This window comes from Streptomyces sp. A1136 (assembly GCF_004795055.1).
In the GTDB taxonomy this organism is placed as follows: Bacteria; Actinomycetota; Actinomycetes; order Streptomycetales; family Streptomycetaceae; genus Streptomyces.
On sequence record NZ_SSBJ01000028.1, the window covers coordinates 49,503 to 65,076 of the forward strand.

Here is a 15,574-nt window from a genome sequence, read left to right on the forward strand (position 1 = left end):
GGGCCTGAGGGGCACCAGCACGCTGTGACATCGACTCCGCACACCGAAGGGCGCCGTCGGCCGACCCCCGCCGCGGCGATCGCGGCGCGTTCCCGCGGCGCGCTGCGCGGTACGGCCGTACGGCTCTGGCACGACAACGTCGCCGACTCCGCGGCGGCCCTCACCTACTACGGCCTGCTCGCGCTGCTGCCCGCGCTCGTGGTCGCCGTCTCCCTGGTGGGGCTGCTCGGGGACGCGACGCGGCAGCGCCTCGTCTCGGATCTCACCTCCTACGCCCCTCCGCAGTCCGCCCAGGTGCTCCAGGACGCGCTGAACGGCCTCTCGGCGGCGCACACCTCCGTATGGACCCTGGCCTTCGGCGGCGTGGTGAGCGCGCTGTGGTCCGCCTGTAGTTATCTCGCCGTGTTCCGTCGCGCCCTGCACACGATGCACCGCGTCCCCGACACCCGACCACCGCTGCGCGCGGCGCACACGCTGGTCATCACCGCGTCCCTGCTCCTGCTGCTCCTCGTCGTCGGCGCCGTGGGTCTGGTCGCCTCCGGTCCGCTCGCCCACCGGCTCGCCACGGCCGCCGGAGTCGACGTGGGGAGCCTGACCGTCCTGCGTTGGCCGGTCCTCCTCGGTGTGGTCACGCTGCTGATCCTGATCCTCTTCCGTACCGGACCGACGGGAACCCGCGGCACCCGGCGCGGACTGCCGGGCGGTGTGCTGGCGGCGGTCCTGTGGCTCGGCGCGTCATTGGTCTTCACCCTCTACACGCAGTTGAACACCTACGGCCGGCTCTACGGCTCCCTGGCGGGGGTCATCGTCTTCGTGGTCTGGCTGTGGTTCGCCAATCTGGCGCTGCTGGCGGGGGCCCAGTTCAACCGGGAGCTGGCGCGGGGCCGCGCCGGGTGAGGGTCCGGGGCCGGACGGGGCGGCGGCCGTCGGGGCCGCACGAACATCCGCCTGCCGACCGCCCGTTCGGACGTAGGGTGTCCCGTGATCGTTCCCGTCTCCAGGAAGGCGTGTCACGTGGCTGAGAACAGCGCTCCGGCCGAGGTGGTCTGCGACCCGGTCGGCCGGGTCGTCGGCGGCCGGACCGAGGTCCACGACGACGCCTGGGAGGACGTGTCGGCGGTGATCCGGCTGGACGGACGGTTCGGACCGGAGGCACTCGCCGGGCTCGACTCCTTCTCGCACCTGGAGGTCGTCTACCACTTCGACCGGGTCGCGCCCGACAAGGTCGAGGCCGGGGCCCGGCACCCGCGCGGCAACACCGACTGGCCGCTGGTCGGCATCTTCGCCCAGCGCGGCAAGAACCGCCCCAACCGGCTCGGGGTGTCCCGCTGCCGGCTGCTGAGCGTCGAGGGGCTCGACATCCACGTGCGGGGTCTCGACGCGGTGGACGGCACGCCCGTGCTCGACGTCAAGCCCTACATGGACGAGTTCGGCCCCCGGGGCGCCACCCGCCAACCGGCCTGGGCGACGGAGATCATGCGCCGGTACTACTGACGGGCGAGGCCGGTCCCGCCGAGGGACGAAGCCGGTCCCGTCAGCGGGCGGGGGTGCGTTCCACCACGAGGCGGACCGTGGCGATCGTGAGGTCCGGGTCGTGGAGCTGGACGTAGTGGTCGCTGCCGGTGGCGAGCAGGTGCGGGGTCTGTGGCGCCAGTTCGACCAGTGACCGCTGTGCCTTGGGCCAGGCCGCCTCCAGCCGGGCCAGGAGCTCCTTCGACATCGTGGCGGGCGCGGCGAACGGCCGCGTCTTGCTGAGGACCGCGAGCGGGACGCGCGGCAGCGGGCCGGCCCGCTCGACGGCCGTCACCGCCCCGTCGAGGTCGACCTGTTCGAACGCCGGATCGCCGTCATAGGGGGTGCCCGGCCGGCGCAGTGCGCTCACGTACTCGGACCAGGAGGCGCCCAGTTCCCGTCTCAGGGCCGGGGCGAGGGCGTCGACGAGGACGAGGCCGCGGGCCCGGTCCGGGTGCCGCTTCGCGTACAGCAGGGTGATCAGGCCTCCGTAGGAGTGGCCCACCAGGACGTACGGTCCGGGGACCTTCCCCACCGTCAGGACGCGGTCGAGGTCGCGGACCGCGTCCGGGAGTTCGCGGACGCCGGTCACCGGGCTGCTGCGGGTGGTGAGCGTCGGCGGATCGGTGTAGCGGAGGGTGCCGGGCCTGTCGTACAGGCACACCCTGGTGAACGCCGCCACGCCGGGGAAGACGGCCGGCGCCCCGGGCACGGGCGGAGCGGTGTCGGTCAGGGTCCAGCTGTCGGACGATTCATGCAGGCCCGACACCAGGACGACGGTGGGCGTACCCGTGCCCCGGCAGCGCAGGTACACGGTGTGCCCGCCGCCGACGTCGACGTGTCGAACGGTGTCGCCCCCGTCGGCGGAAGGCACGGGGGCTGGCGGCCGGGCGGTGGCGGCCGGCCCCGCGCAGAGGGTCAGCGCGACGGTGACCGCCGCCAGGACGGCGGAGCGGGGACGTCGTCGCACGTGGGCCTCCTTCCGGGCCGGGTGCGGCCGGACCGGACCAGGTCCGGCCGGCCTACGGGGCGAAGACGCGGGAGAGGTACGAGCCCAGACCGGGTCCGGACGGAGGACACAGACGGGCCCCCAGGTAGCCGTCGGGCCGCACGACGAAGGCGGCGGGCGCCTCCCCCACCCCGTACGACCGGGCGAATTCGCCTTCCGAGTCGCGGTAGACGGGGAAGGGGGCCGCCCTGCCCGCGTCGGTGCGGGCGAGCACCGCGCAGATGTTCACCCGGTCCGGCGCCAACTCGTGCACGACCGCGGTGACATGCGCGAGATCGGGCACGTCCGGTCCCGGGCCGTAGAGCACCAGGGTGTGTTCCCGGCCGCGCAGCACGTCGAACAGGCGCAGCGGATACGTCGCGATGGCGGAGAGGAGGCCACCGCAGTCGGGCGCGCGGTCCCCCGGCCGCGGGCCGGTGCCGGCGTCGGGCCCCGCCGGCTGCACCAGGGGGCTGTCCGGGTAGCCCACGAGCAGTTGCGCCTCGCGCCGCATCACGGTCATCGGGTCACCGCGGTCGGCGTGGACGCCCTCGGCGGCGTGGCGGACGGTGCGCCCGACGACCTCCTCGCCGACCGGTCGGCGCTCCGCGTCGTAGCTCGCGGGCAGCTCCGGGTCGGCGGCGCCCTCGACGGCCAGGGCGAGCTTCCAGGCCAGGTTCCAGGCGTCCTGGATACCGGTGTTCATGCCCTGCGCGCCGGTCGGCGGATGGATGTGCGCGGCGTCCCCGGCGACGAAGACCCGGTCCCGGCCGTACCGGTTCACCAAGCGGTGGCTGATCCGGAACACGGAGGACCAGCGCAGCGCGGACGCGGTGGTGGGCCGCGGCGACAGCCGGTCCAGCACGTCCTGCACGTGCGTCAGCCCGGGCGCCCGGCCGCCCTCCAGGCCGTGCGCCACCTCGCCGCCGCCGGGGTGCCCCGAGGTGGACAGCTCCGGCGGCACCAGCATGGACACGCGGTAGCGGTGTTCGCCCGGCAGCGGGATGCACACCAGGATGTCGTCCACGGCGCCGTCGGGGCTCCGGTGCTCGCTGCGCACCCCGTACCCGTAGGGCATGTCCCAGTCGACCTCCACGTCGGCCAACATGTACTCGTCGGGCAGGGCGCCCCCCTCGAAGGTCAGCCCGAGGCCCTTGCGCACGACGCTGTGCGCGCCGTCGCAGCCGACGAGGAAGCGCGTGCGGATCTCCTCCTCGCCCCGGGGCGTGCGCAGCAGGCTGGTCACGCCCGTGGCGTCCTGGGTGAAGGAGACCAGTTCGGTCTCGCGTTCGATCGCGGTCCCGAACCGGTTCAGGTACTCCTCCAGGATGCGCTCGGTCTCGTACTGCGGCAGGGCGGCGAAGCCGTACGGCACCTCGGGGGGCAGCGCCAACTCGATGCGGGCCTTGGCGACGCCGTTCTCGTAGACGAGCTGCCCGCGCATCGGTACGGCGACGTCGAGGACGGCCTGGACGAGGCCCATCCGGTCCCAGAGCTCCAGGGTGCGGGGCTGGATGCCGACGGCCTTCGCGTAGGGGAGCCTGGCCGGGAGCCGGTCGACGACGCGGCACGAAGTCCCTCGGCGACGGAGTTCGGCGGCGGCCGACAGGCCGACCGGCCCGGCTCCCGCCACCAGGACGTCCGCGGGGGCCGCGTCGTGGTGCGCCATGGCGTTCTCCCGGGGGTGTGGTCCGCCACGAAGGGTGCACCTCCATGGTGGCCCGGCCGCCCCGGACCGGCCATCGCACGGCCGGCGCCCCGCGTGCCCAGGGCGGTGGGGGCCCGGGCCGCGGGGTCGGGGCCGCCGGGTCGGGCGGCGCCGTGGCGGCGGTCCGGGCTCGGCCGCCCGGCCGGCTGCCTACGCGACCGCGTGGAAGAGGGCCGCCGCCTCGCCCCGGGAGGCGACGCCGAGCTTCGTGAGGATCTTCGCGACGTGGAACTTGACCGTCGACTCGCTGATGTGGAGCTCCTGGGCGATGGCCCGGTTGCGGTGTCCCCGCGCCAGCCGCGTCAGGACTTCGAGTTCCCTCGCGCCCAGCGTGCCCAGCGGGTCGAGCGCGCCGTGCGAGGGGGCGTCCGGGGTGGTCAGCGGGATCAGCGCGGACACGGTGGTGCCCCAGCCGGGGACGGGGTCGATGTCGAGGCGTCCGCCGAGGACCTCCAGCCGGTCCGCGATGCGGGTGGGGCCGAGGCCGCAGTGGCTCAACCCGCCCGGTCCGTCGTCCCGTACGGTCACCCGCAGTTCCTGTCCGACGACCTGCCAGCCGATGTGGACGCGGGTGACCGGGTCCTGTTCGAGTACGGCGAGCAGCAGCTCGCGGGCGATGGCCCGTGCCGTGTGTGCCACGTCGGCGGGCACGCTGCGGGTGGAGTCCGGCGCGCCCAGCTCCAGTCGTACCGGGCTGTGTCGCAGCAGCGGGCGCAGCGAGTCCGCGAGCCGGGCGAACGCCTCGTCGGCTCGTTCCTCCGCCATGGCCTGGTCCCGTTCGGCCTCGGCGCGCAGCTCGGCCAGTCCCGATACGGCCAGTTCGGTGGCGGTCGAACGCGCGGCCGCGTCATGGAGGTTGCGGCTGCGCAGGACTCCGAGGAGGGCGGTCAGGGTGGCGCCGTGGCGGGCGCCCAGTTCCGCGATGACCCGGGCGCGGGTGTCCGCCGCGGCCCGGGAACGGGCCAGCGCGCCGGGGGCGGCCTCCGCGGACAGTCGTTCGAAGTGGCTGGTCACCAGGGTCCACAGCGCTTGGACCACGGCGAGCGCGGCCTCGTCGGCGGGGGCCGCGCCCTCGTCCCGTACGAGGACCAGCAGCGCGCCGCGCTGTGTCGCGTCGGTCGTGACGGCGACGACCGGACGATCGGCCCCGGCGATCGTCGCCCTGCCCTGCCAGGGTCGTCCCGCGACGCCCGACAGGAACAGCGGCTCCATGTCCGCGGTGCTGATCCGGGTCGCGTACGCCTCGTCGCCGAAGGACTTGAACGGCGAGTGGGCGCAGTGCGTGGACAGTTCGGCGGCGGCCCGGTGCGGCACGAGGTCGCGCAGGACCGCCGAGAGCCGGGGCAGGATCTCCCCCAACGGCTGCCTGATGACGTCGTACCCCGCGGCCAGCGCGGCGAGCGTCGCCTCCCCCGCCGCGAGCACGGGGGCCGTGCGGGTGGGGGTGGACTCGGCGGTGCGGGACCCGGGGGTCACGATCAGCTCCATGAGCTCAGCCTAGCCGGCCGCGACCCGATCCCCACTGGCCTTTCGGACAGGTGGGACTGGCCTGAAGACGGGCCGGTTTCCCGTCCCTCCGGCCAGAGGCTTGAGCCACGGAACGACAAGCCGTCACAGCGGGGAGACTGACATGGAAGCGATCGTCTACGACGAGTTCGGCGGCCCGGAAGTGCTGCGCCAGGAGGAGACCGACAAGCCGGAACCGGGCGCCGGGGAAGTCCGCGTGAAGGTGGTGGTGGCCGGGGTCAACCCGCTGGACCACAAGCGGCGTTACGGCTGGGTCGAGGAGTTCTACCCGAGCGTGTTCCCGATGATCCCGGGGCTGGAGTTCGCCGGTGTCGTGGACGCGGTCGGCGAGGGCGCCACCCATGTCGCCGTCGGGGACGAGGTCCTGGGTTGGACGCGGACGGGCGCGTACGCCGAGTACGCCATCGCCGGTGACATCGTCCACAAGCCGGCCGGACTGTCCTTCGAGCAGGCGGCGGCGCTGCCGGTGGCCGGCGAGACCGCGCAGCGGGTCCTGGACCTGCTGCGGGTGAAGGCGGGCGAGACGCTGCTGGTGCACGGGGCCGCCGGAGCGGTCGGCTCGGTGGCGGTCCAGCTCGCGGTGGCCGCGGGCGTCACGGTCATCGGCACGGCGTCCCTGCCCAACCACGACCACCTGCGGTCCCTGGGGGCCGTCGCGGTCGAGTACGGGGACGCTCTCGCCGAGCGGGTACGGGCGGCCTCGCCGCACGGCGTGGACGCGGTGTTCGACGCGGCCGGCCAGGGCGTGCTGCCCCTGTCCATCGAGCTGGCGGGCGGCTCCGCGGAACGCGTCGTCACCATCGCCGACCCGCAGGCCGCCGCGCACGGGATCGTCTTCACCGGCGGCGGTACGGACCCGGCCGCGATCCGCGCCGGTCTGGCCGAGCACGCCCGTCTGGCCGCCGAGGGCCGCCTTCGAGTCCGGCTCGGGGAGGTGTTCGCCCTGGCTGACGCCGCGAAGGCGCAGGAGCTGAGCGAGTCGGGTCACGCCCGCGGCAAGCTGCTGATCCGGCCCTGACCCCCGGTGCGCCGCGGTCGGGGGCCGGGGTGCGGAACTTCCAGGGGGTGGGCCGCCGGCCCGGCTTCCGGGTCCGGCCGGCGGCATGAGAGGGTCGGCCCGACAGGAGGTGGGCGGGGTGACCGGTGGGACGTCCCATGGGCTGGTGCTGGTGGCGGACGACGACGCCGCCATCCGTCGCTCGCTGGAGCGCGGGCTGCGGCTGAGCGGCTTCACGGTGCTTCTCGCCGAGGACGGTCCGGGCGCGCTGCGGCTGCTCGCCGACAGGCACCCGGACGTCCTGGTCTTGGACGTGTCCATGCCCGGCTCGACCGGCACGGAGGTCTGCCGTGACCTTCGGGAGCGGGGTGACGAGACGCCCGTCCTCATGTTGTCGGCGCTCGACGAGCTGGCGGACCGGGTCGCCGGGTTGCAGGCCGGCGCCGACGACTACCTGGTGAAACCGTTCGCGCTGGAGGAACTGGTGCTGCGGCTGCACGCCCTGCTGCGGCGCCGGCCGGCCCACGCCCCCTCGGACGTGCTGCGGGCCGGCCCCCTGGTCGTGGACGAGGCGACCCGGCAGGTGCGCCACGGGGATGCCGAAGTGTGCCTGACACGGCGGGAGTTCGAGCTGCTGGTGCAGTTCGTGCGCAACACCGGGATCGTCCTCACCCGCGACACGCTGCTGGACCGCGTGTGGGGCTACGACTTCGAGGTGCGCACCGACGCCGTCGACACCTTCGTCAGCTACCTCCGGCGCAAGCTGGAGGAGGGCGGCCGGCCGCGGATGATCCACACGGTGCGCGGGGTCGGCTTCGTCCTGCGCGCGCCGGACGACGGCGGCCGGCCGTGAAGCTCGCCACCCGCATCGCGCTCTCGGTGACCGTGGTGGTGCCCCTGCTGGTGCTCGCGGCGGGGCTGCTCGTGCTCGGGCTGGTCACCCGTGACCTGCACCAACAGCAGGACGCCCGGCTGCGGGACCGGGCCTCGGCCGTCCTCCCCGATGTCAGGACGCTGCTGGCGGCCGAGCTGAAGGGCCGGCCGAAGGTGGAGCAGAACCAACACCGCAAGGTCCTCGGCGACGCCCTCGACGCCGGGGTCAGGGTGCTGGCCGCGGACGGGGCCGTCCTCCTGGAGGGCGGCCCGCAGCTCTCCGATCCGGCGCGGCTGCCCGCCCGGACGCCGGAGGGACCCGTCACGGTCCGCGCCAAGGGCCGTGCCTGGCGGGTGCTCGCCGTCCCGGTGACCGGCGCGGCGCCGGGCACGCTCTGGCTGGTCGCCCCGGCCTCGGCCGCGGACCCGCAGCTCGTCGCCGTGCGCGGCCGGGTCCTGCTCGTCGCGCTGCTGTCGGCCCCGGTGTCGGGGCTGATCGCGTACGGCCTGGCCGGGCGCGCCACCGCATCCGTACGGCGGTTGAGCCGCCGGGCCGCCACACTCGACCCGCGGGCGGGCGCCGCGGCTTTCGCCACGGCGCCGGTGAACATCACCGAGGTGGACGAACTTTCCTTCGCCATCGGGCAGTTGCTGGCCCGCTACGACGAGCAGGCGGCCCGGACGGCGCAGGCGCTGGAGACCGCCCGCTCCTTCTCCTCCGCCGCCTCGCACGAGCTGCGCACACCGCTGATGAGCATGCGGACGGACCTGGACGTCCTGGCGGCCCATCCCGACCTCTCTCCCGCCGAGCGGGCCGAGGTGGTGCGGGACCTCCAGGCCGACCACGCCAGGCTGCTGGAGCTGTTGACGGCGCTGCGGATGCTGGCCCGGGGCGACCTGGTGGAGGCGTCCGCGTTCGCTCCGCTCGACTTGGCGGAGCTGGTGGACGTGGCGGTGGGCGAAGCCGCCCGGCGCCGACCCGAGGCGCGGCTGCGCGCCGATGTGCCCGCCGAGTTGCGGGTACGGGGTTGGGAGGCCGGGCTGCGCATCCTGCTCGACAACCTCCTGGGCAACGCGGTGACCCACGGGCACCTGCCGGACGAGCCGCCCGAGGTCGCGGTGCGGTTGCGCGCGGAGGGCGGTCACGCGGTCCTGACGGTGGACGACGCGGGGCCCGGCGTCCCGCCCGGGGAGCGCGAGGCGGTCTTCCGGCGCTTCCACCACCGCCCGGGGAGCCCCGGCTCGGGGCTGGGGCTGACGCTGGTCGCCCAGCAGGCGGCGCTGCACGGGGGCACGGTGACCGTCGCGGCGGCGCCCGGCACCGGGGGCGCGCGCTTCGAGGTGCGCTTGCCGTTGTCGGCCCCGGACGCCCCCGTCGGGCCGCTCCCGTCCGGCCGGAACTGGATCTCGCGCGGCGCGTGAGGGCCGTCCGGCGGTCCTTCGCGGGCCCACAAGAAAACCACAAGAACTCCCCCTAGCGTCCTGCACGTCCGGCCCGTTCACGCCAGTCGGACCAGTCCGCACGAAGGGGATACCACCATGCTCAAGAGCCGTAGGACCGCCGCCGCGATCGGCGCCGTCGCGCTGACCGGCGCCCTGTTCGCCGCCGCTCCCGCGCAGGCCGACGCCGGCGCGAAGCCGTCGTCGTCGCCGAAGTCCGCGCCGAAGGGCGACGGCTCCAAGGCCGTCTGCAAGCGTCTGCCCAAGACCGAGGCCCGCGTGAACGCCGCGGTGACCCGGCTGAACGGTGACGCCACCGTCTCCGGGTCGATCGCCCGGCTGGAGCAGCGCGTCGCGAACGCCAAGTCCGAGGGTCACACCGAGATCTACACCTACCTCAACGACCGGCTGACCGCCCGCAAGAACCTGCTGCCCACCCTGCAGAAGCGGCAGGCGGACCTCAAGGCGGTCAGCACCTGGTGCGCCGCGCAGAAGTCCAAGTGACCGGGCGCGCCGCCGCCGGCCTCGTCGCGCTGGCCGCCGGGGCGGCCTTGCTGCTCACCGGCTGTGGGCCGGGCGCGACCGCCCAGCCCAAGGCGCCCGCGTCGGTGTCCGACGACGCCAAGGCCAAGCAGATGCAGGACACGCTGGACGCCGCCGACGACGCGGCCGCCCAGGCGGACGCGGACGCGGCCCAGAACAACTGAGACACCGGACGGCTGAACGGCCGGACGGCTGAACGGCTGAGCCATTCGGCTGCGGTGGCGCGCGCGGGCGGTGGGACCGGGTGAGGCTTGCGATCAGGTCTTCTTCCGGTCTCATGCCTAGGGAAAGGTCCGGCCCATGCCGTTCAGCCATCGCAAGGACCTCGGACTGCTGGCCTTGCGCCTCGGTACGGGCGGCGTGCTCATCGCCCACGGCGCCCAGAAGCTCTTCGGGTGGTTCGGCGGGGGTGGCCTCGAAGGCACCACCAAGGCGATGGAGCACATGGGGTTCGCCCCGGCGCGCCCCAGCGCCATCGCCGCCGGGCTCGGTGAGGCCGGCGGCGGTGCGCTGCTCGTGCTGGGGCTGGCCACACCCGCGGCGGGCGCGGCGGCGGCCGGGGCGATGGCGGGGGCCGTCTCCGTCCACGCCCCCGCCGGGTTCTTCGCCCAGGGCGGCGGTTTCGAGTACCCGGCCTTCCTCGGCTTCGTCGCGGCCGGGCTCGGTCTCGCCGGGCCGGGAGAGTTCTCCCTCGACCACTTCACGCGTCACCGGTTGGACCGGCCGGCCGTCCTGCTGCTGGCCTTCGCGGTCAGCGCGGCCGCGGCGACCGTCGTCGTCACCCGTCGAAACGCGGCCGTGGCCGCCGCGGCGGCCGACGAGGGCACGGACGACGGCGCGTAATGGCCGGGCGATCCGCGGCGCGACCGAAGCGCCGGGACACGGACGACACGCGCGCCCGCATCCGCAACGCCTCCCGTCGGGCCCGCGGCGGCCGTCCGGTCGCCGGTCCGGCGGCGGTGGCACCGACGCTGGTCACGGTGGCGGGGTACGCCTGGCGCATCCTGATCCTGGCGGGCTTCGCCTACGGCGTCTTCGCCGTCCTGGGACGGTTCCACGAGGTTGCCGTGGCCGTCTTCCTGGGACTGGTCGTGACGGCGATGCTCCGACCGCTCGCCGATCTGCTGGCCCGGCGTATTCCGCGACCGCTCGCCGTCGCCGGCGCCCTGATCGGCACCATCGTCCTGGTCCTGGGCGTGCTGGCGTTCGTCGGGGAGACCGTGGCCGGCGAATGGGACACGCTGGTGACCGAGTTCAAGGACGGCCTCGGCCGTATCCAGCCGTGGCTGGAGCGCCCGCCCCTGCGGCTGAACGCGCACGCGCTGGGCGATGCGCAGGCCAAGATCGGCGAGTACCTCTCCACCCACCGGTCGGACATCCTCAGCACCGCCGTCAGCGGGGCGGGCCGGCTCGTGGAGGTCCTCACGATCGCCGCGCTCGCCCTGTTCTGCTCGGTCTTCTTCATCCACTCCGGCGACCGGCAGTGGCGGTGGTTCTGCGACCAGCTCCCGGCCGGCGCGCGCCACCGGGTCGCCGTCGTCGGCCGTGCGTCCTGGCGCACCTTCACCGGCTACACCCACGGCATCGTGCTGGTCGCCGGCACCAACGCCATCCTCGTGGGCGTCGCCCTGCTCGTCCTGCGCGTGCCGCTCGCGGTGCCGCTCGCCCTGCTGGAGTTCGTCGCCGCGTTCATCCCGCTCATCGGCTCGCCCGTCGCCCTCGCGATCGCCGCCATCATCGCGTTGGCCACCCGGGGGCCGCTGATCGCCGGGGTGGTGATCGCGCTGATCGTGGTGATCGGCCAGATCGAGGGGCATCTGCTGCACCCCCTGGTCATGAGCTGGGCCGTGCGTCTGCACCCCGTGATCGTGGCGCTGTCGGTGGTCGCGGGGGCCATCGCCGCCGGGGTGGTGGGGGCGGTGGTCGCGGTGCCGCTGGTCTCGGTCCTGTGGTCGGCCGGTCAGGCGCTGCGCTCCACCGCCCCGCCCTGACGCCGACGACACGTACCGCCCTCCTGGGCGGCGGGACCGAACGGGGCCCGCGGCCCGCGGCGGCCCCGCCGCCGCGAACCCGGCCCCTCGCCCGGCGGCGACGGCCGGTCAACGCGTGGTCAGGGGGTGGTCCGGGGCGAGGACGCGCGCAAGACGCGAGGCGATCGTCTGGGCCGGATTGCCGTCGGTGGCCCCGGGGCCTTGCGTCGTGCTGACGGCGATGGACAGCCGCTGCGCCGGAAGGTAGGCCTGGACGGCCGCGTAGCCGCTGAACGACGGGTTCTGGATGATCCAGTCGTCGACGACGAGGACGCCGAACCCGAAGTGTCGGGCGGCGGTGTTCTTCAGGCAGACATCGGCGGGGCAGGTGTCGCTCTTGCCGCCCAGGCCGACGGTGCCGGGGTCGAGCTGCGTCTTGAAGCCCTGGGGGGAGAGCAGTTCACCGCTGCCGATGGCGCGGGCGGTACGGGCGAGGTCACAGATGTCGCTGGTGAGGACCGCCCCGGCGGCGGTCGTCCAGGACGGGTTCCAGTAGCTGGACTCCTCGTAGACGCCGCGCTCGGACGTGAAGGCGTGCAGCGCGGGGGCCGGGATGTCGGGGGTGAAGGAGTTGTGCGTCCCCCGCAGTCCGAGCGGGGTCGTGATCCGTTCGCCCAGCAGCCGGTCCAGGCGCGTGCCGGTGATCTTCTCCAGTACGACGCCCAGGATCTGGAAGTCGGCGTGGGAGTAGCTCCAACTCGTGCCCGGCTTGTACCAGAGCGGATGGGCCGTGGCGATGTCGACCGTGTCGGAGAAGGTCCAGTGTCGGAAGGGCGCCGCTTGGAGTTCGGCGAGGAACTTCTTGTCGGTGACGTAGTCGTGGAGTCCGGAGGTGGAGCTGCCGAGCATGCGCAAGGTGATCTCGGAGGCGTGCGGCAGGGTGGGCAACCAGCGCGAGACCGGTTCGTCCAGGCGCACTTTGCCCTCGTCGACGAGTTGCAGCAGCACGGTCGTCATGTACTCGATGGCGACGGAGCCGGAGCGGAAGTGCATGGCGGGGTCGGCGGGAACGCCCGTCATGGACTCTCCCACGGCCCCGGTGACGATGTCCTTGTCGCCGGAGACCGCCTTGAAGATCACCGAGTTCAGGTGCAGGTCCCCGGAGGCCTGCCGGACGGTGGCCCTGATCCGGGCCGCCTGATCGCCCGTGGACCGCGGCGAGCCGACGCAGGTCTGCGGCGCGCTCGCGGCGGCCGCCGGACGGGGGATGCCGGTGGGGAGGATCGCGGCGACGATTCCGGCAACGCTGAGCAACGCCGTTCGGGTACGCCTCACGCTCCTCAGTATCTGTGGAAGGCCTCCGCTCCGCCCCTTCACTCGGTCGGAGGCCTCCCAAGCCCGCGAGCCCGCCCGCGAGCCGTCGGCGCGCCCGCGGGCAGGGCCTACGAGGCCGGGGCCCGGGAGGGCCGGGTCGGGTCGAACCGGCGGAAGAGCGCGTGGAGCAGCACCGCGGCGAGCGTGCCCGCCACGACCCCGCTGCCGAGGACGGTCCGGGCCCAGCCCGGGAATCCCTGGTAGAGATCGGGCGCGACCACCGGCAGCAGGCCGGCGGTCAGGGCCAAGGCGGCGACGGTCGCGTACGGGCCCTCGCCCGAGGCCGACTCGGCCGCGGCCGGCAGCGCCCGCCCCAGCATGGTGACGCCCATGACCGCGATGATCCCGTAGATCACCAGGGCCGAACCGCCGACGACCGGCGCCGGGATCGCCGCCAACAGCCGCGACAGGGGCGCGACCAGACCCACCACGACCAGCAGGACGCCCGCTCCCGCCGTGACGAACCGGCTGCGCACGCCCGTCAGCCGGCCGATGCCGATGTTCTCCGCGCTGGTGACCAGCAGGGAGGTGCCGAACAGGGCGCCGAAGACCGAGACCAGCGCGTCGGCCCTGGCGACGCGCGGCACGTCACGGCCGAGGTCGGGCTCCCGGCCCACCGTCCGGCTGTTCAGGACGGTCTGTCCGGTGACCTCGGCGAGGGTCGTGAGGCCGAACACGAGCAGCGGCAGCGCGGCGAGCACGTCGAAGTGGGGCGTCCCGTACGGGAGGAGGCGCGGGAGCGCCGGAGCGCCGAGGCTCCCGCCGCCGGCCGGCGCGAAGCTCCCCAGTCCCGTGGTCAGCGCGATCAGGGCGCCCGCGCCCAAGCCGAGCAGCACCGCCGTCTGGCGCCAGACCCCGCGCAGCACCAGGAGCAGCACCACGGTGCAGCCGATGGTGGCGGCCGCCAGGATCACCGACGAGGGCTCGGCGTAGCCCGGGGTGCCGCGCCCACCGGTGATCAGCTGGGCCGCGACCCGGATCATCGCGATGCCGATCAGGAGCACCGTGGTGCCCATGACGAGCGGCGGGAAGAGCCGCACGATCCTCGCGTAGAACGGGAGCACGGCGAACAGCAGGGCCGCCGCGAGCAGGACGGAGCCGGTGGCGGTGGCCGGACCGTGGTCCTTGGCGATCTGGAGGAAGAGCGCGGTGGCCGCGCCGCCCGGCAGCATCACGAACGGCAGCCGGGCGCCGATCCGCCACGGCCCGAGGGACTGGAGCAGCGCGCCCGCCCCGCACAGCAGCAGGGTGGCGCTGAGCAGGGACGCCGTGCGGGCGGCGTCGAGACCGAGGGCCTGGCCCGTCAGGAAGGTGGTGGAGACGGGGGCGGCGATCATCGCCAGGACGTGCTGGGCGGACAGGGGCGCCAGCCGGCGCAGCGGCAGCCGCTCGTCCACGGGCCGCACGGGCTCCGCGGGCCGGGAATCAAGGGTGCCCGGGGCGCTCACGACGTGGCCGCCGCGTCCAGCCACGGCAGCTCGTGCGCGGAGTATCGGTAGGCGCGGAAGACGGCGTTGGGCTCGGAGGGGAACAGGCCGCGCACCTCGGATTCGCGGTAGCCGCCGAAGTACGGGACGACGTACTCCCAGCAGAGGTAGCCCTCGGGGGTCACCTCGAAGAGCCTGCCGGACGGTGAGTCGGTGACGAGCGTGTTGCCGCCGGGGAGGCGCTGCGCGCTGCCCATGAACGGGGCGAAGAACGCCTCTCGCGCCGGGTCGTGGTACTCCCAGACGACCTTGCCCGAGGAGCGTTCGATCTCGATGACGCGCGAGTACGGAACGTCCGCGTGGGGGCGGAAGACGCCGTTGTCGAAGACGAGCACGTTCCCGTCGGCCAGTTCGGTCGGCGCGTGTTGTTGGGAGACGACGCCGGGCTCGGTGCGCCACAGGACGTCGCCGGTCTCGCGGCTGATGACGACGACCGCGGACACGCTGCGCAGGCTCGCCAGGATGTTGCCGTCGGCGAGCGGTACGACGCTGTTGATGAGGGGCCAGTGCTCGCGCGAGTACGCGGGGTGCAGGGCGTACTCCTCGCGGTCGAGGTGTTCGGCGGCGCTCCACGTCCAGGTCACGGCCCCGTCCGCGTCGACTTCCCGGATGGTGTCGGCCCATACGGTGGCGTCCGTCTCGGAGCCGGGGACGCCGCCGCGCACGGCCTCGGCGTCGGCGCCGCGCAGCGGTTCCAGCGCGGTGTACAGGAGTCGGCCGTCGCCGAGATGGTGGGCGTCGTGGTGCTGGAGCGGGTCGCGGTACTCGCGCAGGATCGTGCCGTCGGGGGCGGCTTCGAGCATCACGCCGCCCCGGTACTTGTGCCACATCGGGAAGAGGGCCGGCTCGCCCGGGAGCACGCCGCTGTAGGCGAGGTTCCCGTTGGCCAGGACGCGGGCGTGCCGTCCGGGGCGGTAGGGGAGGTTCCATTGGTGGACGACCGTGCCGAGCGGGTCGATCAGATACACCTCGCCGGTGCCGGTGAGCGGCGCGAAGAGGGTGTAACCGCCCTCGGAGGCCTCGGGATCGAAGGCGATGAGGCCGGTGCCGCGGCGGCGGCGGAAGTTCTGGTCGACTGTGGACATTCGGTCCTCCTGTGAAACTTTCTTTGATGACACCAACTGGGTTAGAAGGTAGTGGCGAAGTGTTGCGGCA

Annotated in this window: 15 protein-coding genes; 9 read left to right on the forward strand and 6 right to left on the reverse strand. The window is 74.1% G+C overall.

All coding sequences use genetic code 11. The features are described 5' to 3' along the window. Positions 1-24 precede the first annotated feature (24 nt). Positions 25-897 carry a YihY/virulence factor BrkB family protein gene (locus E6R62_RS25395; RefSeq protein WP_136215843.1) on the forward strand — a complete coding sequence of 291 codons (873 nt, stop codon included), beginning with the start codon at positions 25-27 and terminating at the stop codon, positions 895-897. A 117-nt stretch (positions 898-1,014) separates the two neighbouring features. Further along, positions 1,015-1,494 (forward strand): SAM-dependent methyltransferase, encoded by a 480-nt coding sequence (locus E6R62_RS25400; protein WP_136215844.1) that lies wholly within the window; start codon positions 1,015-1,017, stop codon positions 1,492-1,494. Between the two features lie 40 nt (positions 1,495-1,534). Here the strand turns inward: E6R62_RS25400 and E6R62_RS25405 are convergent, their stop codons facing one another. The 3 genes from E6R62_RS25405 to E6R62_RS41820 all read right to left on the reverse strand — a co-directional run bounded on the left by E6R62_RS25405 (position 1,535) and on the right by E6R62_RS41820 (position 5,696). Next, entirely contained in the window at positions 1,535-2,482 is a 948-nt protein-coding gene (locus tag E6R62_RS25405; protein WP_136215845.1) for an alpha/beta fold hydrolase, read from the reverse strand. 52 nt (positions 2,483-2,534) lie between these two features. Continuing rightward, complete coding sequence (locus E6R62_RS25410) at positions 2,535-4,169, reverse strand: FAD-dependent monooxygenase (protein ID WP_136215846.1); 1,635 nt, start codon at positions 4,167-4,169, stop codon at positions 2,535-2,537. 189 nt (positions 4,170-4,358) lie between these two features. Then, positions 4,359-5,696 (reverse strand): LuxR C-terminal-related transcriptional regulator, encoded by a 1,338-nt coding sequence (locus tag E6R62_RS41820; protein WP_136215847.1) that lies wholly within the window; start codon positions 5,694-5,696, stop codon positions 4,359-4,361. A 142-nt stretch (positions 5,697-5,838) separates the two neighbouring features. Between E6R62_RS41820 and E6R62_RS25420 the strand changes: the two genes are divergently transcribed. The 7 genes from E6R62_RS25420 to E6R62_RS25450 all read left to right on the forward strand — a co-directional run bounded on the left by E6R62_RS25420 (position 5,839) and on the right by E6R62_RS25450 (position 11,579). Then, positions 5,839-6,753, forward strand: coding sequence for an NADP-dependent oxidoreductase (locus E6R62_RS25420; protein WP_136215848.1), 915 nt, complete (start codon positions 5,839-5,841; stop codon positions 6,751-6,753). Positions 6,754-6,871: 118 nt separating this feature from the next. Beyond that, positions 6,872-7,585 carry a response regulator transcription factor gene (locus E6R62_RS25425; RefSeq protein ID WP_240801880.1) on the forward strand — a complete coding sequence of 238 codons (714 nt, stop codon included), beginning with the start codon at positions 6,872-6,874 and terminating at the stop codon, positions 7,583-7,585. Beyond that, positions 7,582-9,027, forward strand: coding sequence for a sensor histidine kinase KdpD (locus tag E6R62_RS25430; protein WP_136215850.1), 1,446 nt, complete (start codon positions 7,582-7,584; stop codon positions 9,025-9,027). Before E6R62_RS25425 ends, E6R62_RS25430 begins: the two co-directional genes overlap by 4 nt. A gap of 117 nt (positions 9,028-9,144) precedes the next feature. Next, positions 9,145-9,549: a hypothetical protein gene (locus E6R62_RS25435; protein WP_136215851.1), complete on the forward strand. Its 405-nt coding sequence runs from the start codon at positions 9,145-9,147 to the stop codon at positions 9,547-9,549. Beyond that, complete coding sequence (locus tag E6R62_RS25440) at positions 9,546-9,752, forward strand: hypothetical protein (RefSeq protein ID WP_136215852.1); 207 nt, start codon at positions 9,546-9,548, stop codon at positions 9,750-9,752. Before E6R62_RS25435 ends, E6R62_RS25440 begins: the two co-directional genes overlap by 4 nt. Positions 9,753-9,888: 136 nt before the next feature. Then, entirely contained in the window at positions 9,889-10,431 is a 543-nt protein-coding gene (locus tag E6R62_RS25445; protein ID WP_136215853.1) for a DoxX family protein, read from the forward strand. Further along, the gene (locus tag E6R62_RS25450) at positions 10,431-11,579 is read left to right on the forward strand and encodes an AI-2E family transporter (RefSeq protein ID WP_136215854.1); all 1,149 of its coding nucleotides are present in this window, start codon (positions 10,431-10,433) and stop codon (positions 11,577-11,579) included. Before E6R62_RS25445 ends, E6R62_RS25450 begins: the two co-directional genes overlap by 1 nt. 108 nt (positions 11,580-11,687) lie before the next feature. Here the strand turns inward: E6R62_RS25450 and E6R62_RS25455 are convergent, their stop codons facing one another. The 3 genes from E6R62_RS25455 to E6R62_RS25465 all read right to left on the reverse strand — a co-directional run bounded on the left by E6R62_RS25455 (position 11,688) and on the right by E6R62_RS25465 (position 15,504). Further along, positions 11,688-12,893: a serine hydrolase gene (locus E6R62_RS25455; protein ID WP_136215855.1), complete on the reverse strand. Its 1,206-nt coding sequence runs from the start codon at positions 12,891-12,893 to the stop codon at positions 11,688-11,690. A gap of 107 nt (positions 12,894-13,000) precedes the next feature. Further along, a complete protein-coding gene (locus E6R62_RS25460) occupies positions 13,001-14,404 on the reverse strand; it encodes a uracil-xanthine permease family protein (RefSeq protein ID WP_240801881.1) in 1,404 nt (467 codons plus the stop codon). Further along, positions 14,377-15,504: an aryl-sulfate sulfotransferase gene (locus E6R62_RS25465; protein WP_136215856.1), complete on the reverse strand. Its 1,128-nt coding sequence runs from the start codon at positions 15,502-15,504 to the stop codon at positions 14,377-14,379. Before E6R62_RS25465 ends, E6R62_RS25460 begins: the two co-directional genes overlap by 28 nt. Positions 15,505-15,574 lie beyond the last annotated feature (70 nt).